This is a genomic window from Rhizobium leguminosarum (assembly GCF_004123835.1).
GTDB classification, from domain to species: domain Bacteria; phylum Pseudomonadota; class Alphaproteobacteria; order Rhizobiales; family Rhizobiaceae; genus Rhizobium; species Rhizobium leguminosarum_M.
This window is the reverse complement of sequence record NZ_MZMU01000003.1, coordinates 558,476-583,837: the sequence shown is the minus strand read 5'-3', so window position 1 is coordinate 583,837 and position 25,362 is coordinate 558,476. Positions and strand designations below refer to the sequence as shown.

At 61.2% G+C, this 25,362-nt stretch carries 21 protein-coding genes and 1 tRNA gene; 5 read left to right on the top strand and 17 right to left on the bottom strand.

The window, feature by feature from the left end; all coding sequences use genetic code 11:
- Positions 1–57 precede the first annotated feature (57 nt).
- The gene (locus B5P46_RS06590) at positions 58–1,305 is read left to right on the top strand and encodes an NAD(P)/FAD-dependent oxidoreductase (RefSeq protein WP_129417987.1); all 1,248 of its coding nucleotides are present in this window, start codon (positions 58–60) and stop codon (positions 1,303–1,305) included.
- Here the strand turns inward: B5P46_RS06590 and B5P46_RS06585 are convergent.
- The 8 genes from B5P46_RS06585 to B5P46_RS06545 all read right to left on the bottom strand — a co-directional run bounded on the left by B5P46_RS06585 (position 1,295) and on the right by B5P46_RS06545 (position 10,074).
- Positions 1,295–1,831, bottom strand: coding sequence for a gluconokinase (locus tag B5P46_RS06585; RefSeq protein WP_432431465.1), 537 nt, complete (start codon positions 1,829–1,831; stop codon positions 1,295–1,297). The genes B5P46_RS06590 and B5P46_RS06585 overlap by 11 nt on opposite strands.
- A 27-nt stretch (positions 1,832–1,858) precedes the next feature.
- Complete coding sequence (locus B5P46_RS06580; RefSeq protein WP_129417985.1) at positions 1,859–2,812, bottom strand: peptide ABC transporter ATP-binding protein; 954 nt, start codon at positions 2,810–2,812, stop codon at positions 1,859–1,861.
- A complete protein-coding gene (locus B5P46_RS06575) occupies positions 2,809–3,825 on the bottom strand; it encodes an ABC transporter ATP-binding protein (RefSeq protein WP_025393213.1) in 1,017 nt (338 codons plus the stop codon). The genes B5P46_RS06580 and B5P46_RS06575 overlap by 4 nt, the downstream gene beginning before the upstream one ends.
- Positions 3,825–4,715, bottom strand: a complete 891-nt coding sequence (locus B5P46_RS06570) for an ABC transporter permease subunit (RefSeq protein ID WP_129417984.1) — start codon at positions 4,713–4,715, stop codon at positions 3,825–3,827. The genes B5P46_RS06575 and B5P46_RS06570 overlap by 1 nt, the downstream gene beginning before the upstream one ends.
- A gap of 9 nt (positions 4,716–4,724) precedes the next feature.
- On the bottom strand, positions 4,725–5,729 hold the full coding sequence (locus B5P46_RS06565) for an ABC transporter permease subunit (RefSeq protein ID WP_003545649.1): 1,005 nt from the start codon (positions 5,727–5,729) through the stop codon (positions 4,725–4,727).
- Positions 5,730–5,816: 87 nt separating this feature from the next.
- Positions 5,817–7,412 (bottom strand): ABC transporter substrate-binding protein, encoded by a 1,596-nt coding sequence (locus B5P46_RS06560; protein ID WP_129417983.1) that lies wholly within the window; start codon positions 7,410–7,412, stop codon positions 5,817–5,819.
- A gap of 338 nt (positions 7,413–7,750) precedes the next feature.
- A complete protein-coding gene (gene rirA / locus B5P46_RS06555; protein ID WP_018244873.1) occupies positions 7,751–8,233 on the bottom strand; it encodes an iron-responsive transcriptional regulator RirA in 483 nt (160 codons plus the stop codon).
- A 344-nt stretch (positions 8,234–8,577) separates the two neighbouring features.
- Positions 8,578–10,074 carry a CoA-acylating methylmalonate-semialdehyde dehydrogenase gene (locus B5P46_RS06545; RefSeq protein WP_129417982.1) on the bottom strand — a complete coding sequence of 499 codons (1,497 nt, stop codon included), beginning with the start codon at positions 10,072–10,074 and terminating at the stop codon, positions 8,578–8,580.
- Between the two features lie 192 nt (positions 10,075–10,266).
- Here B5P46_RS06545 and B5P46_RS06540 point away from each other — a divergent pair, with 192 nt between their 5' ends.
- Together B5P46_RS06540 and B5P46_RS06535 are read left to right on the top strand one after the other, a co-directional pair.
- On the top strand, positions 10,267–10,581 hold the full coding sequence (locus tag B5P46_RS06540; RefSeq protein WP_129417981.1) for a putative quinol monooxygenase: 315 nt from the start codon (positions 10,267–10,269) through the stop codon (positions 10,579–10,581).
- Positions 10,578–11,459, top strand: a complete 882-nt coding sequence (locus B5P46_RS06535) for a LysR family transcriptional regulator (protein WP_129417980.1) — start codon at positions 10,578–10,580, stop codon at positions 11,457–11,459. The genes B5P46_RS06540 and B5P46_RS06535 overlap by 4 nt, the downstream gene beginning before the upstream one ends.
- A 7-nt stretch (positions 11,460–11,466) precedes the next feature.
- On the opposite strand, the gene B5P46_RS34300 is transcribed toward B5P46_RS06535, so the two are convergent.
- The 4 genes from B5P46_RS34300 to B5P46_RS06520 form a co-directional block, all read right to left on the bottom strand.
- Positions 11,467–11,634 (bottom strand): hypothetical protein, encoded by a 168-nt coding sequence (locus B5P46_RS34300; protein ID WP_164986457.1) that lies wholly within the window; start codon positions 11,632–11,634, stop codon positions 11,467–11,469.
- A gap of 43 nt (positions 11,635–11,677) precedes the next feature.
- Positions 11,678–12,115, bottom strand: coding sequence for a DUF4174 domain-containing protein (locus tag B5P46_RS06530; RefSeq protein ID WP_129417979.1), 438 nt, complete (start codon positions 12,113–12,115; stop codon positions 11,678–11,680).
- Positions 12,116–12,208: 93 nt separating this feature from the next.
- Positions 12,209–12,285, bottom strand: a tRNA-His gene (locus B5P46_RS06525).
- A gap of 130 nt (positions 12,286–12,415) precedes the next feature.
- Positions 12,416–12,865 (bottom strand): phasin, encoded by a 450-nt coding sequence (locus B5P46_RS06520; RefSeq protein ID WP_003545621.1) that lies wholly within the window; start codon positions 12,863–12,865, stop codon positions 12,416–12,418.
- 213 nt (positions 12,866–13,078) lie between these two features.
- Here B5P46_RS06520 and B5P46_RS06515 point away from each other — a divergent pair, with 213 nt between their 5' ends.
- Positions 13,079–16,936: an ATP-binding protein gene (locus B5P46_RS06515; RefSeq protein ID WP_129417978.1), complete on the top strand. Its 3,858-nt coding sequence runs from the start codon at positions 13,079–13,081 to the stop codon at positions 16,934–16,936.
- Between the two features lie 211 nt (positions 16,937–17,147).
- Here the strand turns inward: B5P46_RS06515 and B5P46_RS06510 are convergent, their stop codons facing one another.
- Entirely contained in the window at positions 17,148–19,100 is a 1,953-nt protein-coding gene (locus B5P46_RS06510) for an acetoacetate--CoA ligase (RefSeq protein ID WP_129417977.1), read from the bottom strand.
- A 206-nt stretch (positions 19,101–19,306) separates the two neighbouring features.
- Here B5P46_RS06510 and B5P46_RS06505 point away from each other — a divergent pair, with 206 nt between their 5' ends.
- Positions 19,307–21,199, top strand: a complete 1,893-nt coding sequence (locus B5P46_RS06505; RefSeq protein ID WP_129417976.1) for an AsmA family protein — start codon at positions 19,307–19,309, stop codon at positions 21,197–21,199.
- A gap of 16 nt (positions 21,200–21,215) precedes the next feature.
- Here B5P46_RS06505 and B5P46_RS06500 read toward each other — a convergent pair whose 3' ends face one another.
- The 4 genes from B5P46_RS06500 to B5P46_RS06485 form a co-directional block, all read right to left on the bottom strand.
- Positions 21,216–22,034, bottom strand: a complete 819-nt coding sequence (locus B5P46_RS06500) for an ABC transporter permease (RefSeq protein WP_129417975.1) — start codon at positions 22,032–22,034, stop codon at positions 21,216–21,218.
- Between the two features lie 3 nt (positions 22,035–22,037).
- Positions 22,038–22,949, bottom strand: coding sequence for an ABC transporter permease subunit (locus B5P46_RS06495; protein ID WP_129417974.1), 912 nt, complete (start codon positions 22,947–22,949; stop codon positions 22,038–22,040).
- Between the two features lie 4 nt (positions 22,950–22,953).
- On the bottom strand, positions 22,954–24,096 hold the full coding sequence (locus B5P46_RS06490) for an ABC transporter ATP-binding protein (RefSeq protein WP_129417973.1): 1,143 nt from the start codon (positions 24,094–24,096) through the stop codon (positions 22,954–22,956).
- An 89-nt stretch (positions 24,097–24,185) separates the two neighbouring features.
- Entirely contained in the window at positions 24,186–25,283 is a 1,098-nt protein-coding gene (locus B5P46_RS06485) for a polyamine ABC transporter substrate-binding protein (RefSeq protein WP_129417972.1), read from the bottom strand.
- Positions 25,284–25,362: the final 79 nt, after the last annotated feature.

Below are 25,362 nucleotides of genomic sequence, written 5' to 3'. Positions count from 1 at the left end.
CCGCCTTATCGGCAGGGGCATTTTCACCCCGATAAACAAAGCGGAATGCAAGCGGAAATGACGAAAAACGCAATCGTGCTCGGCGCCGGCATCGTCGGGGTTTCCACGGCCATCCATCTTCAGCGGCGCGGCCGGCAGGTGACGCTGATCGACCGCAAGGATCCGGGCAACGAAACCTCCTTCGGCAATGCCGGCCTGATCCAGCGGGAAGGTGTTGCGCCTTACGGCTTTCCCCAGCAGCTCGGGCTTTTGCTGCGTTATGCGCTGAACAACCGCATCGACGCGCATTATCACCTGCGCACGCTGCCGAGCCAGATCGCCTTTCTCGCCCGTTACTGGTGGAACTCCAATGCGCGCCGCCACGCGATCATCACCCGGGCCTATGCGCCGCTGATCGAAAATTCGATTGCCGAACACAAGGACCTGATCGAGGCGTCGCAGGCCGAAGAGCTGATCCGCAAGGACGGCTGGATCAAGATTTTCCGCACTGAAGCCAAGCGCGATGGGGCTCTTGCGGAGGCAGCACTTTGGCAGAATGAATTCGGCGTGGAGTATGACAGCCTGACTTCGGCCGATATCGCCCGCATCGAACCTCATATGACCGGCGATTTCGCCGGCGGCATCCGCTGGCGCGATCCCTGGTCGGTGCTCGATCCGCATGCGCTGACATCGGCCTATCGCCGCTATTTCGAAAGTATCGGCGGCCGCTTCGTCACGGGTGACGCCGCCTCGCTCGGCCCGTTCGGCTCCGGCTGGAAGATCCTGACGAGGGAAGGTCCACTCGAAGCCGAGGATGCCGTGATAGCGCTCGGCCCCTGGGCGGCCGTTGCAACGCGCCGGCTCGGCTATTCATTCCCGCTCGGCGTCAAGCGCGGCTATCACATGCACTATGCCGCCGAAGGCAATGCCGTGCTCAACAATTGGACACTCGATGCCGAACGCGGCTATCTCCTTGCGCCGATGCGCCGCGGCATCCGCCTGACGACAGGGGCGGAGTTTGCAACGCTCGATGCGCCGAAGACGCCGGTCCAGCTCGACCGCGCCGAAGCCGTAGCGCGCACGATCTTCCCGCTTGGAGGCAGGCTCGATCCCGAACCCTGGATGGGCGCGCGCCCCTGCACGCCAGACATGATGCCGATCATTGGCAAGGCGCCGCGCCATCAGGGCCTGTGGTTTGCCTTCGGCCATGCCCATCACGGGCTGACACTCGGGCCGGTGACCGGCCGTGTGCTTGCCGAACTCATCACCGGCGAGACGCCGTTCATCGATATCGCGGCCTATTCGCCGCAGCGTTTCAAGCCGTAATGCCGAGCGCTGAAAGGCTCTTGAGCGCGGTTGCGGCGATGCCTTCGATCGTGTCGTCGATATCAACGGTGACGACGCCCGGTTCGCCGGTCGGCGGTTCCAGCGTCGCCAGCTGACTTTCGAGCAGCGAGGCCGGCATGAAATGTCCCTTGCGCTCGCCCATCCGCTTCATCAGCAACGCTTTGGAACCTTCGAGATAGACGAAGAAAAGATTGCCGCCGACGGCAGACCGCAGCCTGTCGCGATAGATGCGCTTCAGCGCCGAGCAGGAGACGATAATGCCCTCGCTCTTCTCCAGCGAGGCTTTCATGTCTTCGCCGATGCGGTCGAGCCAGGGCATCCGGTCCTCATCGGTCAGCGGAATGCCCTTCGACATCTTCTCGACATTGGCGGCCGGATGCAGCGCATCACCTTCGACGAAATGCAGATGCAGGGCTTCGGCGAGCTTTTCGCCGACGGAGGATTTGCCGCAGCCACTGACTCCCATGACGATGATCGCATGGGATTTGTTCATCTGCTCCGACATGATTTCCTCCTTAGCTTGCCTTCCCGCTCAATCGAGCGGGAAGTGACAGGCATATTGTTGTGCACCCTCTCCACTTAGTTCGGGTGAAACCTGGCGACAATAGTCCTGCGCCTTCCAGCAGCGCGGATTGAAGTGGCAACCCGACGGCGGCTTCAACGGCGAAGGCAGTTCGCCCTGCAGGCGAATGCGGGTCTTTTCGCGATCGGGATCGGCGATCGGCGTCGCCGACAGCAAGGCTGCGGTATAGGGATGGCGCGGCCGGGCGAAGACTTCAGCGGCAGGGCCGGTTTCGATCGGGCGGCCGAGATACATGACCATCACCTCGTCAGCGATGTGATGGACGACCGAGAGACCGTGCGAGATGAAGAGATAGGCAAGGCCCATCTCCTTCTGCAGGTCCATCAGCAAGTTCAGCACCTGCGCCTGGATCGACAGATCAAGGGCCGAAACCGGCTCGTCGAGCACCAGCACTTTCGGCCGCAGCATCAGGGCGCGGGCAATGGCGATGCGCTGGCGCTGACCGCCGGAGAACATATGGGGATAGCGGCCGTGATGCTCCGGGCGCAGGCCGACACGGGCCATCATCTCCTCCACCTTGCGACGGCGGGCGGCGGCATCGAGATCGGTATTGATCTTCAGCGGCTCTTCCAAAATTGCACCGACCTTCTGGCGCGGGTTGAGCGAGCCGTAGGGGTTCTGGAAGACGATCTGCACCTGGCTGCGCAAGCTGCGGTCGCCGACACGCGCCGGCTTGCCGTCAATCAGCAATTCGCCGGCCGTCGGATCCTCGATCATCGTGACCAGACGGGCGAGCGTCGACTTGCCGCAGCCGGATTCGCCGACGACGGCGAGCGTCTTGCCGGAATGCAGGCTGAAGCTGACGCCGTTCAGCGCCTTGACGGTGGCGTCGGCTTTGAAGAGACCGCGGTTGACCGTGTAGAAACGGGCGAGATCCCTGCCCTCGAGAACTGCGCCCGTCATACCAGGTCTCCTGCAGTTTCAACGGCGATGACACCGGGATGCCCGAGCGGCTTACCGTCCTTCAATGGATAATTGCACAACGCCTGGCCGAGCTCCGGGCCCTGGCGCACGACGCCACGATCGCATTCGACCGTGGCATAACCGCAGCGTGGCGCGAAGAGACAGCCCGTCGGGCGGCCGTGCTGGCCGGGAACGACGCCGGCGATCGAGGGCAGACGCTGGCCGACTTTGGCGCGTTCGGGGAGGGCTGCGAGCAGAGCTGCGGTATAGGGATGATGCGGATCGCGGAACAGTGCCCTTACCGGCTGTTCCTCGACCTTCTGGCCGGCATACTGCACCTGCACGCGCTCGGCGGTTTCGGCAACGACTCCCATGTCGTGGGTGATCAGGACCAGCGCCATGCCCTGCTCCTTCTGCAGGCGAACGAGCAGATCGAGGATCTGCGCCTGGATCGTGACGTCGAGCGCGGTCGTCGGCTCGTCGGCGATCAGGAGCTTCGGATTGCAGGCGAGCGCCATAGCGATCATAACGCGCTGGCTCATGCCGCCGGACATCTGATGCGGGAAGTTCGACAGGCGGTCTTCCGGAGCCGGAATGCCGACGAGGTTCAAGAGCTCGATAGAGCGTTGGCGGCGCTCCTTGCGGTTGAGGCCCATATGAAAGCGCAGGGTCTCGCCGAGCTGGAAACCGACCGTGAAGCACGGATTGAGGCTCGACATCGGCTCCTGGAAGATCATCGCCATGTCCTTGCCGATGATCCTGCGGCGCTGGCGGGCGGAGATGCCGCGCAGGTCCTTGCCGTCGAACTGCATCCGGTCGGCGGTGATCTTCGCCGTCCAGGGCAGAAGCCCCATCAGGGCCAGCATGGCAACGGATTTACCCGAGCCGGATTCGCCGACGACCGACAGAATCTCGCCCTTGTCGCAGGCAAGCGATACGCCGTCGACGGCGCGGAAGAGACCGGAAGAGGTCTGGAATTCGACCGTCAGATTTTCAATCTCGAGGAGTGACATCACGACCTCTTCAGTTTGGGATCGAGCGCGTCGCGCAGGCCGTCGCCCATCAGGTTGATGGCGAGAACGGTGATGAGGATGGCAAGACCCGGGAATGTCACCACCCACCAGGCGCGCGAGATGAACTCACGGGATTCGGCCAGCATCGTTCCCCATTCGGGTGTCGGCGGCTGGGCGCCCATGCCGAGAAAGCCGAGGGCGGCGGCATCGAGAATCGCTGCCGAGAAGGCGAGCGTCGCCTGAACGATCAGCGGTCCAAGACAGTTCGGCAGGATCGTCTTGAACATCAACCGGAAGGTGCCTGCACCCGCGACACGCGAGGCAATGACATATTCCTTCTCACGCTCTGAAATGACCGAGGCGCGCGTCAGCCGGACGAAATGCGGCTGGTTGACCAGCGAAATCGCGATCATCGCATTGGTGAGACCGGGTCCCAGCACGGCCACCAGAACGAGAGCCAGCAGCAGCGACGGGAAGGCCAGGATGATGTCCATCAGGCGCATGATTGCCGTATCAATCTTGCCGCGGAAAAATCCGGCAACGAGGCCGATCAGGACGCCTGAAATGACCGAAAGCGTGACGACGACGACGCCAATGAAGAGCGAGAAGCGCGCGCCGTAGATCAGGCGTGAAAGGATATCGCGGCCGACGGCATCCGTTCCGAGCGGGAAGGAGGCGCTGCCCGCCTCCATCCAGAAGGGCACGGCCAGCAGCACCTGGCGGTTCTGCTCGTTTGGCGCATGCGGCGCAAAGAGCGGCGCGAAGACTGCGACGACCAGGATGATGGTGAAAACCACGAGGCCGATGACGGCGCCCTTGTTGCGGGAGAAATAATGCCAGAACTCCGCAACAGCGGATGGCTGGCCGGTTTTGATGGTGACGGTGCTCATGAACCGCTCCTAATGACGAATGCGCGGATTGATGAAGCCGTAGAGAACATCAACAATCAGATTGACCAGCATGATGACGCCGGCGATCAGCAGAAGGCCGCCCTGGACCACGGCGTAATCGCGCTTGAAGACCGAATCGACCATCCATTTGCCGATGCCCGGCCAGGAGAAGATCGTCTCGGTGAGGATGGCGCCGGCAAGAAGAACGCCGATCTGCAGACCGATCGTGGTGATGACAGGGATCATTGCGTTGCGTAGCGCATGCACGCCGACGACGCGTAGCGGCTTCAGGCCTTTCGAGCGCGCGGTGCGGACATAGTCCTCACCCAGAACCTCGAGCATCGCCGAACGCGTCTGGCGTGCGATGACGGCGAGCGGGATGGTTGCCAGCACGATGGTCGGCAGAATGAGGTAGCTGACGGCCGAGGCGAACGCGCCCTTCTGGCCCGACAGCAGGCTGTCTATAAGCATGAATCCGGTGACCGGCTTGAAGAAATACATCAGCGAGATGCGGCCGGAAACGGGCGTCCAGCCGAGATAGCCGGAGAAGAAGATGATGAGCAGCAGACCCCACCAGAAAATCGGCATGGAATAACCGATGAGGGCAACACCCATCACGCTCTGATCGAACCACGTGCCTCGCTTGACGGCCGCAAAGACGCCGGCGGGCACGCCAAGACAGACGGCGATAATGATGGCACAGAGCGAAAGCTCCAGCGTTGCCGGGAACAATGTGAAGAACTCGCCGAGAACGGGCCGTTTGGTGACGATCGAGGTGCCGAGATCGCCTTGCAGCACTTTTCCGAGATAATCGAAATACTGCACATATATGGGCCGGTCGAAGCCGAGATCATGCATGATCTGGGCGTGACGTTCCGGCGCCATCACACGTTCACCCGACAAAAGCATGACGGGGTCGCCGGGGATCATGCGGATGAACGAGAAGGCTATCAGCGAAACGCCAAGGAATGTCGGGATCAGCACCGCGAGGCGGCCGATGAAAAAACGCAACATAGCAGGTTTTCCAATAGTTTCCGGCGGTCAGGGGAACCTGACCGCCGGCCGCACCCGGCGTTGACCGGGCAGTTTACAGATTTTTTATTATTCGGAAATGTCCACACCGTCGAAGCGGTGAATTCCGAGCGGGTCCATGAAGAAGCCCGAGACCTTCTTGCTCATCGGAACGAAGACCAATGAGTGGTTAATCGTATTCCAGGGAGCTTCCTTCTTGAAGATCAGCTGAGCCTGTTCATAGGCCTTCGTGCGCTCGGCGACGTCGGCCGTCTGCTTGGCCTTCGTCATCAGATCGTCGAATTCCTTGTTGCACCACTGAGCGCGGTTGTTGCCGCCGACAGCGTCGCAGCCAAGCAACGTATCCATGAAGTTGTCAGGGTCGCCGTTGTCGCCGGTCCAGCCGAGGATGACGGCACCGTCGCGATTCTTGTCGGACGAGAGCTTCAGATATTCAGCCCATTCATGGGTGACGATTTCCGCATCGACGCCGACCTTGGCCAAGTCGGCCTGCATCAGTTCTGCGGCGCGGCGCGCGTTCAACATGTACGGACGCGAAACCGGCATCGCCCAGATCTTCATCTTAAGATCCTTGACGCCGGCATCTGCCAGCATCTTCTTCGACGCATCGGGATCGTACTTGTCGTCTACGACGGCATCGTTATAGGACCACATCGTCGGCGGGATCGGGTTCTTGGCAACGGCCGCAGCACCCTGGAAGACGGCGTCGACGATCGCCTGCTTGTTGATCGCCATGTTCAGCGCCTTGCGGACTTCGGCCTTGTCGAAGGGAGCAATCAAGGTGTTGTAAGCGAGATACGAAACGTTCAGGCCGGCCTGCTCGAGCACGGTCAGGTTCTCGTCCTTCTTGAGTTCGGCGACGTCAGCCGCATTCGGATAAGGAATGAGGTGGCATTCGCCGGCCTTCAGCTTCTGCGCGCGGACGGCAGCGTCAGAGGTGATCGCGAAAACCAGATCGTCGATCTTTTCCTTGCCCTTGAAATAGGTTTCGTTCGCCTTGTAGCGGATGACGGCATCCGGCTGGTAGGCGACGAAGGTGAACGGGCCGGTGCCGAGCGGCTGCTGGTTGAGCTGCGCCATCTTGCCGTCGGCGGCGAGCTTGTCGGCATATTCCTTGGAGACGATCGAGGCGAAGTCCATGGCGAGGTCGGCGAGGAACGGCGCTTCGGGATGGTTGAGCGTGAACTTGACGGTGAGGTCATCGACCTTCTCGATCGACTTGATCAGCTCCGGGAAGCCCATGCCGGCGGCGTATTCGTAAGAGCCGCCCTCGACATACTTGTTCCACGGATTGTCAGCCTTGAGCTGACGCTCGAACGAGAAGATGATGTCGTCGGCGTTGAGATCGCGCGTCGGCGTGAAGAAGTCGGTGGTCTGGTACTTGACGCCCGGATGCAGCTTGAAGGTATACTCCTTGCCGTCGGCCGAAACGCTCCAGCTGTCGGCCAGGCCCGGCTCGATCTCGGTCCCGCCATGCTTGAATTCGACGAGACGGCTATAGACCGTGCGCGACGACGCGTCGAAGGTCGTGCCTGCCGTATAGAGGCTGGGGTCGAAGCCTTCCGGCGAGCCCTCGGAGCAATAAACAAGGGTCTTGGACCAGGCCGACGTCGCCATGACGGAAATCAAGGCCGTCGCTGCCAGCAGGACAGAGATCTTTTTCATAATATTGTTTCCCGGTTGTTCTTTTTTGATGTTTGGAGACCGTAGATTGCCATCTCGGTCGACGCTCGATGGAACGATATTTATTTACTGAAAGCAACGGGCTACGCAGAAAATTTTTCCAGCTGGACAATTTTAGAAATTTTCCGTCAAAAATCAGCCTCATTCGGAAATATTCGCACAAAAAAGACCGAAATTTTGTCGCATTTGGTATAAAAACGCGCCCATCGCGACACGCAGCCGGCATTTCCCGGTTCCGGAGGCTATGTGAGATGCCCGCAAAAACAAAAACCGCGGTTGCCGGGGCAACCGCGGTTCAGAAGTTTGTCCTGGTCTTTTGATCAGGCGGCCGGGGCAACGATCGCGGGTTTGCGATAGGCCGGCTCTCCGGTGATTCCGAGAAGGAAATTGATCTGCGGACGCGCCTTGACGAGATCGTCAATCGAGTATTCCGAAAGCACGGCAAAGAAAGCGTTGAGCGCCTTGCGCAGCGCCGAATTCAAACCGCAGCTGTCGACCAGCGGGCATTCGACCTCACCGTCGTCCTCGAAGCATTCGGCCATGGCGAAGCTATCTTCCGTCACCCGAACGACGTCGAAAAGGCTAATGTCGGCGGCCGGCTTGCCCAAGCGCACGCCGCCGTTGCGACCGCGCACCGTTTCGACCAGACCCGCCTTGTTGAGCGGCTGGAGGATCTTGAAAAGAAAGAGCTCGGAAACGCCATAGGCCTTGGCGATTTCCGGAATCCGGCTCAAGTGTCCGTCGTTGGCAGCACAATACATCAACATGCGAACCGCATAGTTGGTCTGCTTCGTCAACCGCATGCCATTCTCCTGACTCGTCTGTTCAGACCTATATAGGCGGTTTGCTAGTTTTGAACAATTCCAAAATATGAAATTCGCATTCAGCTTATGAGGCCATTTGCCGCGACGTCAATCCCGCCTCAGGATCTCGACGTCATCGAGGATCGCCTGCTTGCGCTCGGGCGTGCCTTTGCGCACCAGTTTGACCTCGGCACTGGGGAAAAGCAGATGGTGAGCAGACCGCGCCCTTGTCTCCGGACATCCTCGACGCCGGGCCGATATCGCCGGCAATTAGCATGACGAGAAAAAATTCGGGAGCCAAAAGGCCCCCGAATTACAGATTGCAGATTGGAATGTCGTGACGATCACTTCATCGTCGGCATGACGAATTCTGCGCCGCTCTTGATGCCCGAGGGCCAGCGGGCGGTGACGGTCTTGGTCTTCGTCCAGAACTTGATCGAATCCGTGCCATGCTGGTTGAGGTCGCCGAAGCTCGAGGCCTTCCAGCCGCCGAAGGAGTGGTAGGCGAGCGGAACCGGGATCGGAACGTTGATGCCGATCATGCCGATATTGATGCGCGAGGCAAAATCGCGGGCGGCATCGCCATCGCGGGTGTAGATCGCAACACCGTTGCCGTATTCGTGCTTCATCGGCAACGACAGCGCTTCCTCATAGTTGTTGGCACGAACGACGGAGAGGACAGGTCCGAAAATCTCGGTCTTGTAGATATCCATCTCAGGCGTCACATGATCGAACAGGCAGCCGCCGACGAAATAGCCGTCTTCATAGCCCTGGAGTTTGAAATCGCGGCCGTCGACGACGAGCTTTGCGCCTTCCTCGATGCCGCGGTCGATCAAGCCGCGAACACGGGTATAGGCTTCCTTGGTGACGAGCGGGCCCATGTCGGCTTTGTCGTCGGTATAGGGGCCGATGCGCAGGGATTCGATCTTCGGCGTCAGCTTTTCGACGAGGCGGTTGGCGGTCTCCTCGCCGACCGGAACGGCAACCGAGATTGCCATGCAGCGCTCGCCAGCCGAACCGTAGCCTGCGCCCATCAGCGCGTTGACGGCCTGATCCAGGTCAGCATCCGGCATGATGATCATGTGGTTCTTGGCGCCGCCGAAGCACTGGGCGCGTTTGCCGTTCATCGCCGCGGTGCCATAGACGTAGCGGGCGATCGGCGTCGAGCCGACGAAGGAGACGGCGCCGATATCGGGATCGGTGAGGATCGCGTCGACGGCACCCTTGTCGCCATTGACGACGTTGAGGATGCCGGCCGGCAGGCCGGCCTCGATCATCAGTTCGGCGAGACGGATCGGCAGGGAGGGATCGCGCTCGGAGGGCTTGAGGATAAAGGCGTTGCCGCAGGCGATCGCCGGCGCAAACATCCACATCGGGATCATACCCGGGAAATTGAAGGGGGTAATGCCGGCGCCGATGCCGACCGGCTGGCGGATCGAATACATGTCGATCGCAGGCCCGGCGCCCTCGGTGAACTCGCCCTTGGCGAGATGGGGAATGCCGCAGACGAATTCGCAGACTTCGAGGCCGCGAATGACGTCGCCCTTGGCATCCTCGATCGTCTTGCCGTGTTCCTTGGAGAGGATTTCGGCAAGCTCGTCCATATGCTTGTTCAGGAGTTCGACGAATTTGAAGAAGACGCGGGCGCGACGCTGCGGATTGGTGGCGGCCCATTTCGGCTGCGCAACCTTGGCGTTTTCGACCGCGGCGCGCAATTCCTCGACGCTTGCAAGTGCGACGGTCGCCTGCACTTCGCCGGTTGCCGGATTGTAGACGTTGCTGACGCGGCCGCTGGTGCCGGCAACCTGCTTGCCGCCGATGAAATGACCGATCTCACGCATGGGTGTTCCTCCTGTTTTTGGGTGGCCGACAATCGCACTTCAATTTGCACAAATCAATGCGCTGATATAAGCAACCGTTGTGCGCAAATTATAGCTCTATCGTTGCATCAGGCGCTGCCGCTGCTTCCAAACTTGGCACGGCACGCCAACAAGTCAAACGCCGACAAGTCAAACCCTGGGGAGGTCAAACCGATGAGCCGGAAACCCGTCGTCAGAATGGCGGAGCTGGAGATCGATCCGGACACGCTTGAAACCTATCGCGCATTGCTTGCGGAAGAAATCGAAGCATCCGTCGCCCTGGAAGACGGCGTCCTTTCCCTGAGCGCTGTCTCCATCAGGGGCAACCCAAACCGGATTCGCATCCTTGAAGTCTACGCCGACCAGGAAGCATACGAGGCCCATCTGCGGACACCGCATTTCCTTAAGTACAAAAACCAGACGGCGCACATGGTCACATCGCTGACGCTTATCGAGGTCGATCCGATCGCAATGCGTGCCAAGCGATGAACTGGGACGATGTTCGGATTTTCCTCGCCGTCGCCCGCACCGGACAGATCCTTGCCGCCTCGAAGCGGCTGGGGCTCAATCACGCCACGCTCTCGCGTCGACTGACTTCGCTGGAAGAGGCGCTGAAGACGCGGCTTTTCATCCGCCGCACGAATGGCTGCGAACTGACGGCCGAAGGCGAAGTGTTCCTGGCATCCGCAGAGCGGATGGAAACGGAAATGCTCGCAGTACAGGCCAGCCTCGGCCACACCGATACGGCAATCGCCGGAACCGTGCGTGTCGGCGCGCCCGACGGCTTCGGCGTTTCCTTTCTTGCGCCGCGCATGGGCAGGTTGATCGAGCGCCATCCGGAACTGAAGATCCAGCTCGTACCGGTGCCGCGCTCTTTCTCGCTGTCGCAGCGCGAGGCGGATATCGCCATCACGCTGGAGCGGCCGGAGCAAGGGCGGCTCGTTTCCTCGAAGTTGACGGATTACACGCTCGGCCTTTATGCCTCGCGAAATTATCTGGCGTCACAGGGAGCACCTGCCGATATCGACGCGCTCAAGGCGCATCGCCGCATCGGCTATGTCGAAGACCTGATCTTCACCGCGTCGCTGAATTTTTCCGGCGCAGTCATGCGAAGCTGGGATGCAGGCTTCGAGATTTCGACGGCGATCGGACAGACGGAGGCGGTACGAACAGGCGCCGGCATCGGCATCCTGCACGATTATATCGCCAGGCAGTATCCGGAACTCCAGCGCATTCTGCCGGAGGTTTCGATCCGGCGCGCCTACTGGACGACCTATCACGAAACCGCGCGCGACCTGCTACGCGTCAGAAGCGTTGCCGATTTCCTCCAGGAACTCGTCAGCGCCGAGCGGCATATTTTCCTTTAGGACAGGTCTAAGCCCTGCAGACGTGTTTTGCCGGCTCGTCGTTCTCGTCGGGATTTGGAACGGGCGCCTCGTCGGGCAGCCTGTCCGGCTCCGGTTCCTTGATCGGAGGCACCGGCTTCCAGCCGGGCCCGGGCATCGGCGGCTGATCGGGAATGGGTTCGTTGGGCACGGACATGACCGCCTCCCTTTCATGATTTCAGTTTACGCGACGTTCGGGGCTATTTGTCCGGCTTCAGCGATTCGGCAGCACGCATCGGCATGCTGTCGATGATGGCGAAGAGCTCGCCATCAGTAATCGGCTCGCTGGCCTTGAGCTTGACAGTGCCGTCCTTGCCGAGAAGGAAGGCCGCGAATTCGCCCACCTCCGGCGCCTCGAGATCGCGGCGGATCGCTTCGCCATCGAGACCGTCAGCCGCACCGAAGAGCGGTCGAACGCCGGCGCCGGAAACCTTGAGCACGACCAAGTCACGCTCATCGAGGGCCGAGCGATCGGCCAGCAGGTGATTTTCCTGCCGGGCGGCGCGGGAATTATCCCTGTCGGCGAAAACAACGAAGACGCGGTTCTTCCACTGGAACGCGGCGAGGCTTTCGACCGGCGCATAAGCGCTGTTGGTCTCGTCAATCTTCGTCGCACCATAGAGAAGGGTTTTCGACATGCGTATTCTCCCGTTAACATGGAGAACGACCCGGTGCAGCATGGGTTCCATCGAAACGATGGGAACCGGGTTTTCATTCTGACGTGGGGGAGATGGTACGGTTGGGGGGTCTCGAACCTCCGACCTCAGGTGCCACAAACCTGCGCTCTAACCAACTGAGCTACAACCGCATAAATCGCGCTTGGCGCGACGGGGGTCACATACGAGGACTTGGCGATGAATTCAAGCCCCATTCCTCGTCAATATACAAAAAGGCTGGACGCGAGGTCCAGCCTTTTATCTCCGATCGGTAAAGACCGATCAGGCAACCTTGAAGGAAGCCATGGCCTTTTCGGCGGCGTCCTTGGAGGGCTTTGCAAGCTTCTCGGCCACCTGCTTGGTGGTTTCCTGGATCGACTTCGCCTGCTCGACGGTGAGTTCGGCCTGCTTGCGGATGAACGAGGTCTGCAGCTCGAAGAATTCGGCCGGGGACTTGACGCCGAGCAGCGCTTCGAAGTGCGACAGCGAGTTCTCGGAGTTGATGCGCAGGATGTCGATCGCCTTCAGGCCGATCTCGACGCTGCCGGCCTGAGCCGTCTGGACGGTGGCTTCGAGCGTCTTGCCGGCTTCCTCGCCAGCGGTCTTCAGCTTGGCATAGGCATCCTTCGACTGCTGAGCGCCCTTTTCGGCGAATTCACGGAAGGATTCCGTGAACTTGGACGGGTCGAAAGAAGCAATTGAAAAAACGTCGTCGGTCTTTATGGTAGCCATAGGTCGCATCCTTTAGGTTGAGGCAGCCGCTGCCTGCGATAGTTGGGATGATGCTTATATAAGACATTTCATTGTGCATTGCAACAATTATTGTGCAGTGCACAAGACGTTAACCTTTCCGGCCGAAAACCCCCTCCTCTTCTGGACCGGCATGCGCCCCGCAGTTATTAATAAGCCGTTAATTAAGAAGACCGACAGCGACAAGGTTCGAACATGCCCGCAGTCCAATATCCGTTCATCGATATCGCCGTGCATGCACGGGTGCGGGAACGCTTTTCACGCGGCGAGGCCATGGTGCTGTTTTCGGCCGATCTTGCCCGTCTGCTCTGGGCGAACGGTGCGGGTGCGGAGCTTTTCGGCCATTCGGCAGTCTATGACCTGCTCGATCAGGGGTTCGACCGCGCCGACATCACCTTCCGCCAGCTGGAAACGGCCGCGCGCCAGCTCACCGATATCGGCGACAGCCGCAGCCTGATGATCCGCGTTGCCAAGGGCTTTCAGCGTGCGCAGGTACAGGCGGCTGCCGAACTGATCCGGCTTTCCCAGGGCGAAAAGGCCATCCTGTTTTCGGTACCGGTCTCAGCAAAGCCGCTCGCAGCCGGCGCATCGGCGACCCAGATGCTGCAGGGACTTGATGATCCCGATACGCATATGGCGGTGATCGGCGCCAATGGCGAGGTCATCGCCGCTTCCCCGGGCTTTGCCTCGCTCGGAATCTCCGAGCAGACCGCAAAGACCTTGATCAACCTTGCCGGCGCGCATCCCGACCGGTTGGTGAAGCGACCTGTCGCCACCGGCAGAGGCAATCTTCCGGCCGCGGTCGGCAAGCTCAGCGACGATCCGGCGCTCAATCTGCTCTTTGCCGTGGAGACTGCGATCGGTCATCTCGACGCGATCGATGCGCCCGCGCTCGATTCAATCGATGCGCCCGCACAGGAAGAAGGCGCGCCGCCGGCCGAAGTGCATCAAGACGAACCTGTCGCCGCCGCAGGCTTCACCGAGATCATCGACGCGGTCTCGGGGATCGAAGAGGTCGAGGAGACGCTCGAGGAGATCGCCGGCGAAAACGAACAGCCGGCCGAGACAGCGGTAGCATCCGCAGACGAGGCGGTTGACGATGGGCTTTATCCTGCCGCGAATGCGGAGCCGGAGAGCGACGGCGACATGATCGATCGCAGCGCGGATGAAGCCACCGAGCCCGACGCGGTCATCGAGAACGATGTGACCTCCATTGCGGAGACGGTGGAAACGGCGGCGATGGCGGAACCGCCTGCCGAAGCCAGCGAAACGCCCATCGAAGACGCACCGGAAGCGGTCCATGAAGAGCCCGTCATCGCAACGCCCGTAATCCCCGACGTGCCCCCTGCCCCTCAGCTTGCGGCGGAGCCCGGCTTCGTCTTCAGGCCGAACAGCCGCGCCACGCGCTTCGTCTGGAAGATCGACGCCGAAGGCCGGTTCAACGAGGTCAGCCACGAATTTGCCGAGGCCGTCGGACCGCATGCGTCCGACATCATCGGCTCTGCCTTCGGCGATGTCGCCGCCCTCTTCAATCTCGATCCCGACGGCAAGCTTTCCGAGGCGCTCGCCCGCCGCGACACATGGTCGGGCAAGACGATCCTCTGGCCGGTTGAAGGCACCAGTCTCGTCGTTCCGGTCGATCTGGCGGCGTTGCCGACCTATACCCGCAACCGCGACTTCGATGGTTTCCGCGGTTTTGGCGTCGTTAGGCTTTCGGATGCGCAGGAAGATCCGCTGGCGCTCGGCCTGACACTCGGCCCTGATGGTATCGGCCATGATGCAGCGAGCCTCGGCCCGGTGGCAGAGCCCGTCGCCGAAGTGGCAGATGAAGCGGAAGCCGCCCCCCAAGAGGTCTCGGCCGAAACCATCGCAGCGGAAGAGATCGACGACCAAGCGTTTACGGCAGCCGAGCCGGAGACCGAAGAGACAGGATCGGAAGAGATCACTGCCGAAGAGGCGATCGTGGAGACATCAGCGCCGGAGAGTGCCGTAGAAGAACAGGCGGTCGGCGCCGACGAAGCACCTGCCGCCGAGCCGGCAGCGGATGTTTCGGACGAGCCGCCGGCGCTTCGGATTTCGGAAACGCCCAATCGCCGTTTCTCCGACAAGATCGTTCAGCTCCACAACAGCGGCGCCGGACTGACGGCTGCCGAACAGGCCAATTTCCGCGAGATCGCCAAGCGGCTCGAAGCCTTCGGCACGCGTAAGGAAGAGCCTGTCGCCCCGGCGCCGATGGAACCCAGCGCCGCGGCGGCGGCTGAACCCGCCGTCACGGAAACGGCCGGCTTCGAAGAGGCCTCCGGACCCGAAGAGTTCGAGGCCGAAACTCCCGCCGACAAGGCTGATATACCGTCGCCCGAGGAAATCGCGCCGCAGCAGGCGATCTTCGAGAATGCCGTCGAGGCAGAGCACGAAGACGACGGTGCCGCTGAAGAACCGATTGTCATCGCCGAGGACGAGGCAACGGAAGGGCTTGAGGAGACGGCCAGCCAGATCGAGGTTCTCACCAGCTTCATCCCGCCGCGCATCAAGATGACGGACGGGCTTTCGGTGGGAACGGTCGACCAATTGCCTGTTGCCGTGCTCATCCATATCGGCGATGCGCTGATCCATGCCAATCCGGAATTCATGCGGTTGACGGGCTACGGCACGCTCGGGGCATTGCGCGAAGTGGGCGGCATCGAAGCCCTGCTTCAGCGCCGCGAACTCGAGGAGAAGGCCGCCGGCTCCGGCACCATGATGCTCGTCAAGGCCGATGATACGCTGGCGCCGGTGACCGCGCGGCTGCAATCGGTGCGCTGGGAAGACGCCAACGCCCTGATGCTGGCGCTGATGCCGGTGGAAGGCAAGGAAGATGGCCGCAGCGACGCAAACCGGTCCGAGGGCCGTTCCGAAGGCCGCCCCGAGCGGATGGTCGAGAAGGTCGCTAAACTCCAGGTCGAAGTGGAAGAATTGCGCTCGATCCTGGAAACGGCGACCGACGGCGTCGTCGTCATCGGCACGGAGGGCGACATCCGCTCGATGAACCGTTCGGCCAGCGCGCTTTTCAATTACGACGAACAGGAGACGCGCGGCAAACCCTTCGTCATGCTGTTTGCCCATGAGAGCCAGAAGGCAGTCATCGACTATCTGAATGGCCTCTCCGGCCATGGCGTGGCAAGCGTGTTGAACGACGGGCGCGAAGTGATCGGCCGCGAGGCCGCCGGCGGCTTCGTGCCGCTGTTCATGACGATGGGCCAGCTCACCTCCTCCAACGGCTATTGCGCCGTTATCCGCGATATCACCCAGTGGAAGCGCACCGAGGACGAGCTACGCAACGCCAAGGGTGCGGCCGAAACCGCCAACGCCCACAAGACCGATTTCCTCGCCCGCGTCAGCCACGAGATTCGCACGCCGCTCAACGCCATCATCGGCTTTTCCGACATGATGGCCGGCGAACGCTTCGGACCGATCGGCCATCCCCGTTATATCGAATATGCCAACGACATCGGCCGCTCCGGCCGGCATGTCCTCGATATCGTCAACGACCTGCTCGACATTTCGAAGATCGAGGCGGGCGAGATGGATCTCGATTTTGCCGCCGTCGGCCTCAATGAGGCGGTCTCCGAGGCCGTGGCTCTGGTACAGCCGCAGGCGAACGGCCAGCGCGTCATCATCCGCACGGCGCTGTCGCATGCAGTGCCGGAGGTCGTGGCGGATCTGCGCTCGATCAAGCAGATCGCGCTCAACATCCTGTCGAACGCCATCCGCTTCACCCCGTCAGGCGGGCAGATCGTGGTTTCCACGTCCTATGAAGCCAATGGCAGCGTTGTCCTCAGGGTCCGCGATACCGGCATCGGCATGACGCGCAGCGAGCTCGACCAGGCGATGAAGCCGTTCCGGCAGGTCTCCTCGACGCAGTCGCGCCACCGCGGCGACGGCACCGGCCTCGGCCTGCCGTTGACCAAGGCGATGGTCGATGCCAACCGGGCGACCTTCTCGATCAATTCGGCGCCGAACGAGGGCACGCTCGTCGAGATCACCTTCCCGTCGCAGCGGGTGCTGGCCGGTTGATAAAGAAAAGGCAGCCATGAGGCTGCCTTGGAATTTGGTGCTGTTCAACAAGAGCTCAGTCGATCAACGTCATGTTGTAAGCCCGAAGGCTCCAGCCGCCTCGTTCATGTACGGCCCCAAGTTAGCTTTACATTTGACAAACCTTTCTTAACGAAAGGTTTCCATGACAGAAGATTGATAGATGGTGAAAGCTTCTAGCTTAAGAGTACTATCAATCCTTCAGCTCGCTTAGCCCGGCGAAGAGTCTTAGAGCCTCTGGATTGGCAAGCGCTTCCTGGTTCTTCACCGGCCGGCCGTGAACGACCTCGCGCACGGCAAGCTCGACGATCTTGCCGGATTTGGTGCGGGGAATATCGGCAACCGCGATGATCTTCGCCGGCACGTGCCGCGGCGAGGCGCCGGTGCGGATGCGGGCCTTGATCGCCTTGACGAGATCCTCGGTCAACGTCACGGCGGGGGCAAGGCGGACGAAGAGGATGACGCGCACGTCGTCGTCCCAGTCCTGGCCGATGCACAGCGCCTCGGCCACCTCCTCCATCTGCTCCACCTGATTGTAAATCTCGGCCGTGCCGATGCGCACACCACCAGGATTGAGCGTCGCATCCGAGCGGCCGTGGATGATCAAACCGCCATGCTCCGTCCATTCGGCGAAATCGCCGTGGCACCAGACATTGTCGAACCGGTCGAAATAGGCGGCGCGATATTTGGCGCCATCGGGGTCGTTCCAGAACATCACCGGCATCGAGGGGAAGGCCTTGGTGCAAACCAGTTCACCCTTCTCCCCGCGCACCGGCTTGCCGTCATCGTTCCAGACGTCGACCGCAAGGCCGAGGCCAGGTCCCTGGATCTCGCCGCGCCAGACCGGCTGCAGCGGATTACCGAGCACGAAGCAGGAGACGATATCGGTGCCGCCTGAGATCGAGGCGAGCTGTACGTCTTCCTTGATACCCTCATAGACGAAGGTGAACCCTTCCGGCGACAGCGGCGAGCCGGTGGAGGTCATCAGCCGCAGGCTGGAGAGATCGTGGCTGACGCGCGGCGTCAGCCCACCCTTGCGCACCGCGTCGATATATTTCGCCGAGGTGCCGAAGATGGCGAATTTTTCCGCCTCGGCATAGTCGAACAGCACGTTGCCATCGGGGGCGAAGGGCGAACCGTCGAACAGGCAGAGCGTTGCGCCGCTGGCAAGACCGCTGACCAGCCAGTTCCACATCATCCAGCCACAGGTGGTGAAATAGAACAGCTTCTCGCCCGCCTGCAGGCCGCAATGCAGCCGCTGCTCCTTGAGGTGCTGCAGCAGCGTTCCGCCGGCCGAATGCACGATGCATTTCGGCACGCCTGTCGTGCCCGACGAAAAGAGGATGTAGAGCGGGTGCGAAAAACCAAGCCGGGTGAACTCGACCTCCCTTGCCTCATAGGGCGCGACAAAGGCCTCGAGCGTTAAAGCCCCCGGCGTCTGGCGCGCCACGGCCTCCGCATCGCCGGCGTAATGGACGATGACCGTCGGGACACCCAGGCTTTTTGCAACCGTGGCGACCTTGGCGCCGACTTCCTGCAGCTTGCCGGAATACCAATAGGCATCACAGGCGATGAACAGCCTTGGCTCGATCTGGCCGAAGCGGTCGAGCACACCCTGCTCGCCGAAATCAGGCGAACAGGACGACCAGATGGCGCCGATCGAGGCGGCGGCGAGCATGGCCGCGACGGTCTCCGGCATGTTCGGCATCATAGCGGCGATGCGGTCGCCCTTGCCGATGCCGAGTGCTGCAAAGGCCTGCTGCAGCTTCGAGACCAGCACGTGCAGCCGGTCCCACGACCAGCGGTCCTCGGCCTTGTCCTCGCCGCGGAAGATGATGGCGTCGCCCTCACCGCGGCGGGGCAGCAGGTTTTCGGCGAAGTTCAGCGTCGCATCGGGAAAGAAGCGGGCTTCCAGCATGCGGTCGCCATTGGCAAGCACCTTGGCGCCACGCTCTCCCTTGACGCCGCAGAAATCCCAGACGGTCGACCAGAAATTCTCCCGCTCGGCCACCGACCATGCATGCAGATCCTCAAAGCCCGAAAGAGAAAGCCCGAAATCGGCATTGCAGCGCTCCATGAAGGCATGGATCGGGCTTTTTGCAACGGCATCCTCCGACGGCACCCAAAGTGGTCTGTTATCGCGCATTCAATCTCCTCCCCAATAGCGTCTTTATAACATGCTGCATTGCATTATAAAGTGCGGAACCGACGCGATCCGTCGCCTATCGCGTCGTCCTTTGCGCGTCTGAAAAGACGCGCAGCGCTGTAGGGATTTGCATATGCCTGATATTTCCTATATCCGGCGAAATCAGCGCATAACGGGATGACCGGCTGAATTTGCCGGCGGAGATCATGAGCACGTCAAGACATCGCAGGTGGCGCAGGAAGATCGGACCCGTTTCGCGCTGGCTTCCGGCCTTCGCCCGCCTGTCGACGGTATTCCTGCTGATCGCGCTGGCGCTTTTCGTGGCGCTCAGGGTTGCCGCCCCCTATCTCATCTCGACCGGTTTCGTGCGCTCCGGCATCGAGGACACGCTGTCGAAATGGACGGGTTACCATGCCGAGATCAAGGGTAGCCCGGTTCTCGAATTCTGGCCGACGCCACGCATCACGCTGAATCAGATCACCATCCGCCAACCGCGCGAAAGCGGCGACAAGCTGCTCGGCAGCATTGAAAGCCTGTCGGCCGATTTCAGCCTCATCGACGCGTTGAGAGGCCGGACGAGCTTCCACGAATTCCACCTGGTGCGCCCCACCCTGGCGCTGACGCGCGACGAAAAAGGGCTGATCGACTGGAGTTATGCCGGCCTGCTCGCACGCGCGATCAGCGGCGTACGTTACGAAAACGGAGCTGAGGTGCTCGATCCCGATCTCGATGCCGAGATCGGCGCGGTGACCGTCGAGGACGGCACGCTTGTGGTCACCGACATCAAGTCCGCCACGACCTATCATTTCGACAGCGTCACCGCCGATATCGCCTGGCCCAGGCTATCCGGCGCGATCTCGGCGGTGGTCATCGCCCGTATCAACGGCGAGGACCTGAAAGTCGATTTCGCCTCGCGCCAGCCGCTGCTCGCCTTTGCCGGCAGGAATGCCGAGACCCGGACGTCGCTCACATCAAACCTTTTGACCGCGCACTTCCAGGGCATTGCCAGCATCGCCAGCCTTTCGGCCTTTTCCGGCAATATCACCGCCAGCATTCCCGATGTGCCCGCACTTCTGACGTGGTCCGGGAAGTCGATCCCCGGCATCGCAACGTTGAAGAGCGCCTCGCTGGAATCCGATATCATGTCGTCGGGCAACGGGCTTCGTTTCAACAATCTCAGCCTCTCGCTGAACGAAGCGAGCGCCACCGGGGTGATGGACCTTTTCACCCAACCCGGCAAACGACCGAAAATCGGCGGCACGCTCGCCTTCGACCAGATGAACCTCAAGCCCTTCCTCGACGCCTTCGCGCTCAGGCTCGCCGCCGGCGAGGCGGAGGAAATCTCCGCCGGTATAAGCGGACCGCTGCGGGTGCTGGATGTCGACGTCAGGCTTTCGGCACGGCGCGCGCAGATGGGTCTCTTCGAACTCTCCAATGTCGGCGCCAGCATGATCGTTGCCGGCGGTGAGGCGAAATTCGATATTGGCGACAGCCAGTTCGAAGGCGGTGAAATGACCGCGCATCTGGAAGCGACGCAGCGCGACTTCGACGGCGGCGGCAAGCTGCAGCTGTCGATCCGCAATGCCGACTTCGCAGCCCTTGCCGAGCGCCTGCAGCTGAAGGGTCCGCTGCCGCTTGCGACCGGATCGCTCGATCTCGACCTGCAGTCGCCGAAGGCGATCTGGACGACCGGCCTTGCCGACGTCACCGGCAGGCTGCACTTCTGGACGGGGGAAGGCACGATTCCCGGCATCGATGCTGCAGCAGTCCGGACGCAGGCGGCCGAAAAGCCGTTCTTTCCGCTGAGCGCGGCAGCAGGCGGCGCCTTCGCCTTCAACCAGCTCAACCTTCAGGCCGATTTCGCCAACGGCTCCGCCGAGATGCACGACGCCCATATCGCCGGCGCCACACAGACGCTGACACTTTCCGGCGTCATCACCTATCAGTCGAACGGGCTGGCGCTTTCCGGATCGCTGGCGGCGACCGATCCGGCCAAGGCAGCGGAGCTGCCGCTTCTGCCGTTCTTCATCGGCGGCTCATGGCCGAACCCGGTGATCTCGCCGGTTCCGCTTTTCGGCAATACGCCTCAGGCGCAATAAAGCGCGTCGCACGGCATCAGGCGCCGGCGGCTGCCGCACGCTCGTCCCGCTGTCGCTGGATTTCACGGCGCTTGGTGACGACCGAGGCGCAGATGACGCCAACGGTCACGATCGCGATCAGGATCGTGCACACCGCATTGATTTCCGGCGTCACGCCGAGGCGCACCTGGCTGTAGATCCTCATCGGCAGCGTGGTGGCACCCGGCCCCGACGTGAAACTGGCGATCACCAGATCGTCAAGCGACAGGGTGAAGGCAAGGATCCAGCCGGAGAGCACAGCCGGCGCGATGATCGGCAGGGTGATCTCGAAGAAAGTCCGCACCGGCGGCGCGCCGAGATCCTGCGCCGCTTCCTCGATCGATTGATCGAAGCTCAACAGGCGCGACTGCACGACGACGGCGACGAAGCACATGGTCAGCGTCGTATGCGCGAGCGTGATCGTCCAGAAACCGCGGTCGAAGCCAATCGCGACGAAGAGCAACAGCAGTGACAGGCCGGTTATGACGTCAGGCATGACGAGCGGCGCGTAGATCATGCCCGAAAACAGCATGCGGCCGCGAAAGCGCGTGTAGCGCACCAGCGTCAGCGCAGCCATCGTGCCGAGGATGGTTGCGGCCGTTGCCGACAGCAGGCCGACACGGATCGTCACCCAGGCGGCGTCGAGCAGGCCCTGGTTCGAGAGCAGCGAGACATACCACTTGGTGGAGAAGCCGCCCCAGACGGTGACGAGCTTCGATTCGTTGAAGGAGAAGATCACCAGGAGCACGATCGGCAGGTAGAGAAAGGCAAAACCGAGCGTGACGGAGATGATATTGAAACGGGTCCATCTCAGCATGACTTATTTCCCCCGCTCTTCGGCCTTGGCCTGGGCGTTCTGGAAGAAGACGATCGGGATCACCAGGATCATCAGCAGGATCGTTGCTACCGCCGAGGAGACCGGCCAATCGCGGTTGGCATTGAATTCGTTCCAGAGCGTCTTGCCAATCATCAGCGTCTGCGAACCGCCGAGCAGGTCGGGAATGACGAATTCACCGACGGCGGGAATGAAGACCAGCATGCAGCCGGCCACCACGCCAGGGATCGACAGCGGAAAGGTGACGCGCCAGAAGGCCTTGATCGGCGTGCAACCAAGATCCTGCGCCGCTTCGATCAGCGTACCGTCCATCTTTTCCAGAGCCGAATAGAGCGGCAGCACCATGAAGGGCAGATAGGAATAGACGATGCCGATATAGACGGCGGTATTGGTGTTGAGGATGATCAGCGGGCTGTCGATGATGTGCAGCGACAGGAGAAGCTGGTTGAAGAGCCCTTCCGGCTTCAGGATCGCGATCCAGGAATAAACGCGGATCAGGAAGCTTGTCCAGAACGGCAGGATGACCAGCATCACCAGCGTCGGGCGGATGGTGCGCGGCGCCTGTGCCATGCCATAGGCAATCGGATAGGCGATCAGCAGTGTGAGGAAGGTGGAGATTCCGGCAATCACCACGCTCGAGACATAGGCATTGAAATAGAGCGAGTCCTCGGTGAGGTAGCTGTAGTTGTCGAAGGAGAGCTCGCCGATCTTGCTCCAGAGCCCGGCCCAACCGTCGGCAAGCGAGAAGACGGGCTCGTAAGGCGGCATGGCGATTGCCGTCGTCGAGAGCGAAATGCGGAAAACGATGAAGAAGGGAGCCAGGAAGAAGAGCAGCAGCCAAGTATAGGGGATGGCGATAACGAGGCGATTGTAGAGGCCGGACGTGAGCTTGCCCATGATGTCAATCCTTCAGCAGAATGCCGGCATTCTCATCGAAGGAGACCCAGACTTCCTGATCGTAGGTGAAGGGGTCGTCGACGGAACGCTGCGCATTGAGGGACGAGGCCTTGACGACAGTGCCGCTCTGCAATTTTACATGGAAGACGGTCATGTCGCCGAGATAGGCGATGTCCCAGAGTTCGCCCCTGGCGGCGTTGATCGAAGCGTTGGCGGGAGGCGTGCGCCCGACCCGCATCTTTTCCGGCCGGATGGCGAAGCCGACGGCGCTGCCGGCCGAGGGTGTCTCGGAAGAGGCGACGCGCACGCTGAAGCCGCTGTTGATGGCGATCTCGATGGTACCGTTGCCCGATGAGGCGACCTTGCCGTCGAAGATGTTCACGTCGCCGATGAAATCCGCGACGAAGCGGGAATTCGGCGCCTCGTAGATCTCCGCCGGCGTCGCTACCTGCACGACCTTGCCGTGGCTCATGACGGCGATGCGGTCGGCCATGGTCATCGCCTCTTCCTGGTCGTGGGTGACGACGACGAAGGTGAGGCCGAGGTTCTGCTGCAGGTCCATCAGCTCGAACTGGGTTTCCTCGCGCAGCTTCTTGTCGAGCGCGCCGAGCGGTTCGTCGAGCAGCAGCACCTTCGGGCGCTTGGCAAGCGAGCGGGCCAGCGCCACGCGCTGGCGCTGGCCGCCGGAAAGCTGGTTCGGCTTGCGGGAGGCGAACTGCTCAAGCTTAACCAGCTTCAGCATCTGCGAGACACGCTCGGCCATCTCGTCCTTCGACATGCCGTCCTGCCTCAGGCCGAAAGCGATATTCTTCTCGACCGTCATGTGCGGGAAAAGCGCATAGGATTGGAACATCATGTTGACCGGCCGCTTGTAGGGCGGCGTGCCGGCCATGTCGGTGCCGTCGAGCACGATTTCGCCCGAAGTCGGCTGCTCGAAACCGGCCAGCATGCGCAGCAGCGTCGACTTGCCGCAACCCGAGGCGCCGAGCAGCGCGAAGAACTCGCGGTGATAGATTTTCAGCGACAGATCGTCGACGGCGGTAAAATCGCCAAAGCGCTTGGTGACATTCTTGAAAGCAATGAAGGGTTTTGCGGACGGATCGGTCCAAGGCGCAAAAGCGCGGCGGATATTGCCGAGAGACTTCATATTATTCCCCGAAATACAAGGTTCTGCCGGCCTCCACCCCGGCCGGTAATTGAAAGGCCCGGACGTTTCCGTCCGGGCCTAAGGCTGAATTACTGGCCGGTGACGACCTTCGTCCAGAGGCGCGTCCCCAGACGCTGCGTTTTCGGATCCCACGGCTTGACCGTGAAGAGGTTCTTCATCACCTCTTCGGTCGGATAGATCGCCGGGTCTTCCAGAATGTCCTTGCTGACGAACTGCTGCGAAGCCTTGTTGCCGTTGGCATAGAAAGTATGGTCGCTCGCCTTGGCGATGACCTCAGGCTTCATCATGTAGTTCAGGAACTCGTGGGCTTCCGCGACATGGGGCGCATCGGCGGGGATCGCCATCATGTCGAACCACATCTGGGCGCCCTGCGAGGGGATCGAATAATTGACTTCGACGCCGTTCTTGGCTTCGGCCGCACGGTCGCGAGCCTGCAGCATGTCGCCGGAATAGCCGAAGGCGATGCAGATGTCGCCGTTGGCAAGCGCATTGATGTATTCGGACGAGTGGAACTTGCGGATATTGGGGCGCACAGCCGTCAGCAGCTCTTCGGCCTTCTTGAAATCCTCAGCCTTTGTGGAGTTCGGGTCGAGGCCGAGATAACGGAACGCCGTGGAGATGACGTCCTTCGGCGTGTCGAGAACGTAAATGCCGCAATCCTTGAACTTTTCGGCGACCTTCGGATCGAAGATCACTTCGAGGCCGGGCTTGACATCGGGACCGAGGATTTCAGCGACCTTCTTGACGTTGTAGCCGATGCCGTCCGTACCCCACATGTAATCGACCGCGTGTTCGTTACCGGCGTCATATTCGGCGGTGCGCTGCTGGATCACATCCCACATATTGGAAAGATTCGGCAGTTTCGACTTGTCGAGCTTCTGGAAAACGCCGGCCTGGATCTGGCGCTGCAGGAAGTCGGCTGTGGGAACGACGACGTCATAACCCGTACCGCCGGCAAGCAGCTTGGTTTCCACGGTCTCGTTGGAATCAAAGGTGTCGTAGACGACCTTGATGCCGGTTTCCTTGGTGAAGTCGGTCAGAATGGAGTCGTCGATATAATCCGACCAATTGTAGACGTTGACCACGCGCTCCTGCGCATAGGCCGGCGCGGCAGCAAGGAGTGCGGTAACGGCGGCGGCCGTGACGCATAGAATGGATGACCTCATGACTTCTCCTGTTTGTTCAAAGATTCCGCACTCCCGGACATCTTTTCCCTCTGGTTTTCGATGCAGACTAAGAAGGAAT

Coding starts and splice junctions, on each gene's coding strand:
- B5P46_RS06590 (WP_129417987.1), top strand. CDS start 58: ATGACGAAAAACGCAATCGTGCTCGGCGCCGGCATCGTCGGGGTTTCC.
- B5P46_RS06585 (WP_432431465.1), bottom strand. CDS start 1,831: ATGTCGGAGCAGATGAACAAATCCCATGCGATCATCGTCATGGGAGTC.
- B5P46_RS06580 (WP_129417985.1), bottom strand. CDS start 2,812: ATGACGGGCGCAGTTCTCGAGGGCAGGGATCTCGCCCGTTTCTACACG.
- B5P46_RS06575 (WP_025393213.1), bottom strand. CDS start 3,825: ATGTCACTCCTCGAGATTGAAAATCTGACGGTCGAATTCCAGACCTCT.
- B5P46_RS06570 (WP_129417984.1), bottom strand. CDS start 4,715: ATGAGCACCGTCACCATCAAAACCGGCCAGCCATCCGCTGTTGCGGAG.
- B5P46_RS06565 (WP_003545649.1), bottom strand. CDS start 5,729: ATGTTGCGTTTTTTCATCGGCCGCCTCGCGGTGCTGATCCCGACATTC.
- B5P46_RS06560 (WP_129417983.1), bottom strand. CDS start 7,412: ATGAAAAAGATCTCTGTCCTGCTGGCAGCGACGGCCTTGATTTCCGTC.
- rirA (WP_018244873.1), bottom strand. CDS start 8,233: ATGCGGTTGACGAAGCAGACCAACTATGCGGTTCGCATGTTGATGTAT.
- B5P46_RS06545 (WP_129417982.1), bottom strand. CDS start 10,074: ATGCGTGAGATCGGTCATTTCATCGGCGGCAAGCAGGTTGCCGGCACC.
- B5P46_RS06540 (WP_129417981.1), top strand. CDS start 10,267: ATGAGCCGGAAACCCGTCGTCAGAATGGCGGAGCTGGAGATCGATCCG.
- B5P46_RS06535 (WP_129417980.1), top strand. CDS start 10,578: ATGAACTGGGACGATGTTCGGATTTTCCTCGCCGTCGCCCGCACCGGA.
- B5P46_RS34300 (WP_164986457.1), bottom strand. CDS start 11,634: ATGTCCGTGCCCAACGAACCCATTCCCGATCAGCCGCCGATGCCCGGG.
- B5P46_RS06530 (WP_129417979.1), bottom strand. CDS start 12,115: ATGTCGAAAACCCTTCTCTATGGTGCGACGAAGATTGACGAGACCAAC.
- B5P46_RS06520 (WP_003545621.1), bottom strand. CDS start 12,865: ATGGCTACCATAAAGACCGACGACGTTTTTTCAATTGCTTCTTTCGAC.
- B5P46_RS06515 (WP_129417978.1), top strand. CDS start 13,079: ATGCCCGCAGTCCAATATCCGTTCATCGATATCGCCGTGCATGCACGG.
- B5P46_RS06510 (WP_129417977.1), bottom strand. CDS start 19,100: ATGCGCGATAACAGACCACTTTGGGTGCCGTCGGAGGATGCCGTTGCA.
- B5P46_RS06505 (WP_129417976.1), top strand. CDS start 19,307: ATGAGCACGTCAAGACATCGCAGGTGGCGCAGGAAGATCGGACCCGTT.
- B5P46_RS06500 (WP_129417975.1), bottom strand. CDS start 22,034: ATGCTGAGATGGACCCGTTTCAATATCATCTCCGTCACGCTCGGTTTT.
- B5P46_RS06495 (WP_129417974.1), bottom strand. CDS start 22,949: ATGGGCAAGCTCACGTCCGGCCTCTACAATCGCCTCGTTATCGCCATC.
- B5P46_RS06490 (WP_129417973.1), bottom strand. CDS start 24,096: ATGAAGTCTCTCGGCAATATCCGCCGCGCTTTTGCGCCTTGGACCGAT.
- B5P46_RS06485 (WP_129417972.1), bottom strand. CDS start 25,283: ATGAGGTCATCCATTCTATGCGTCACGGCCGCCGCCGTTACCGCACTC.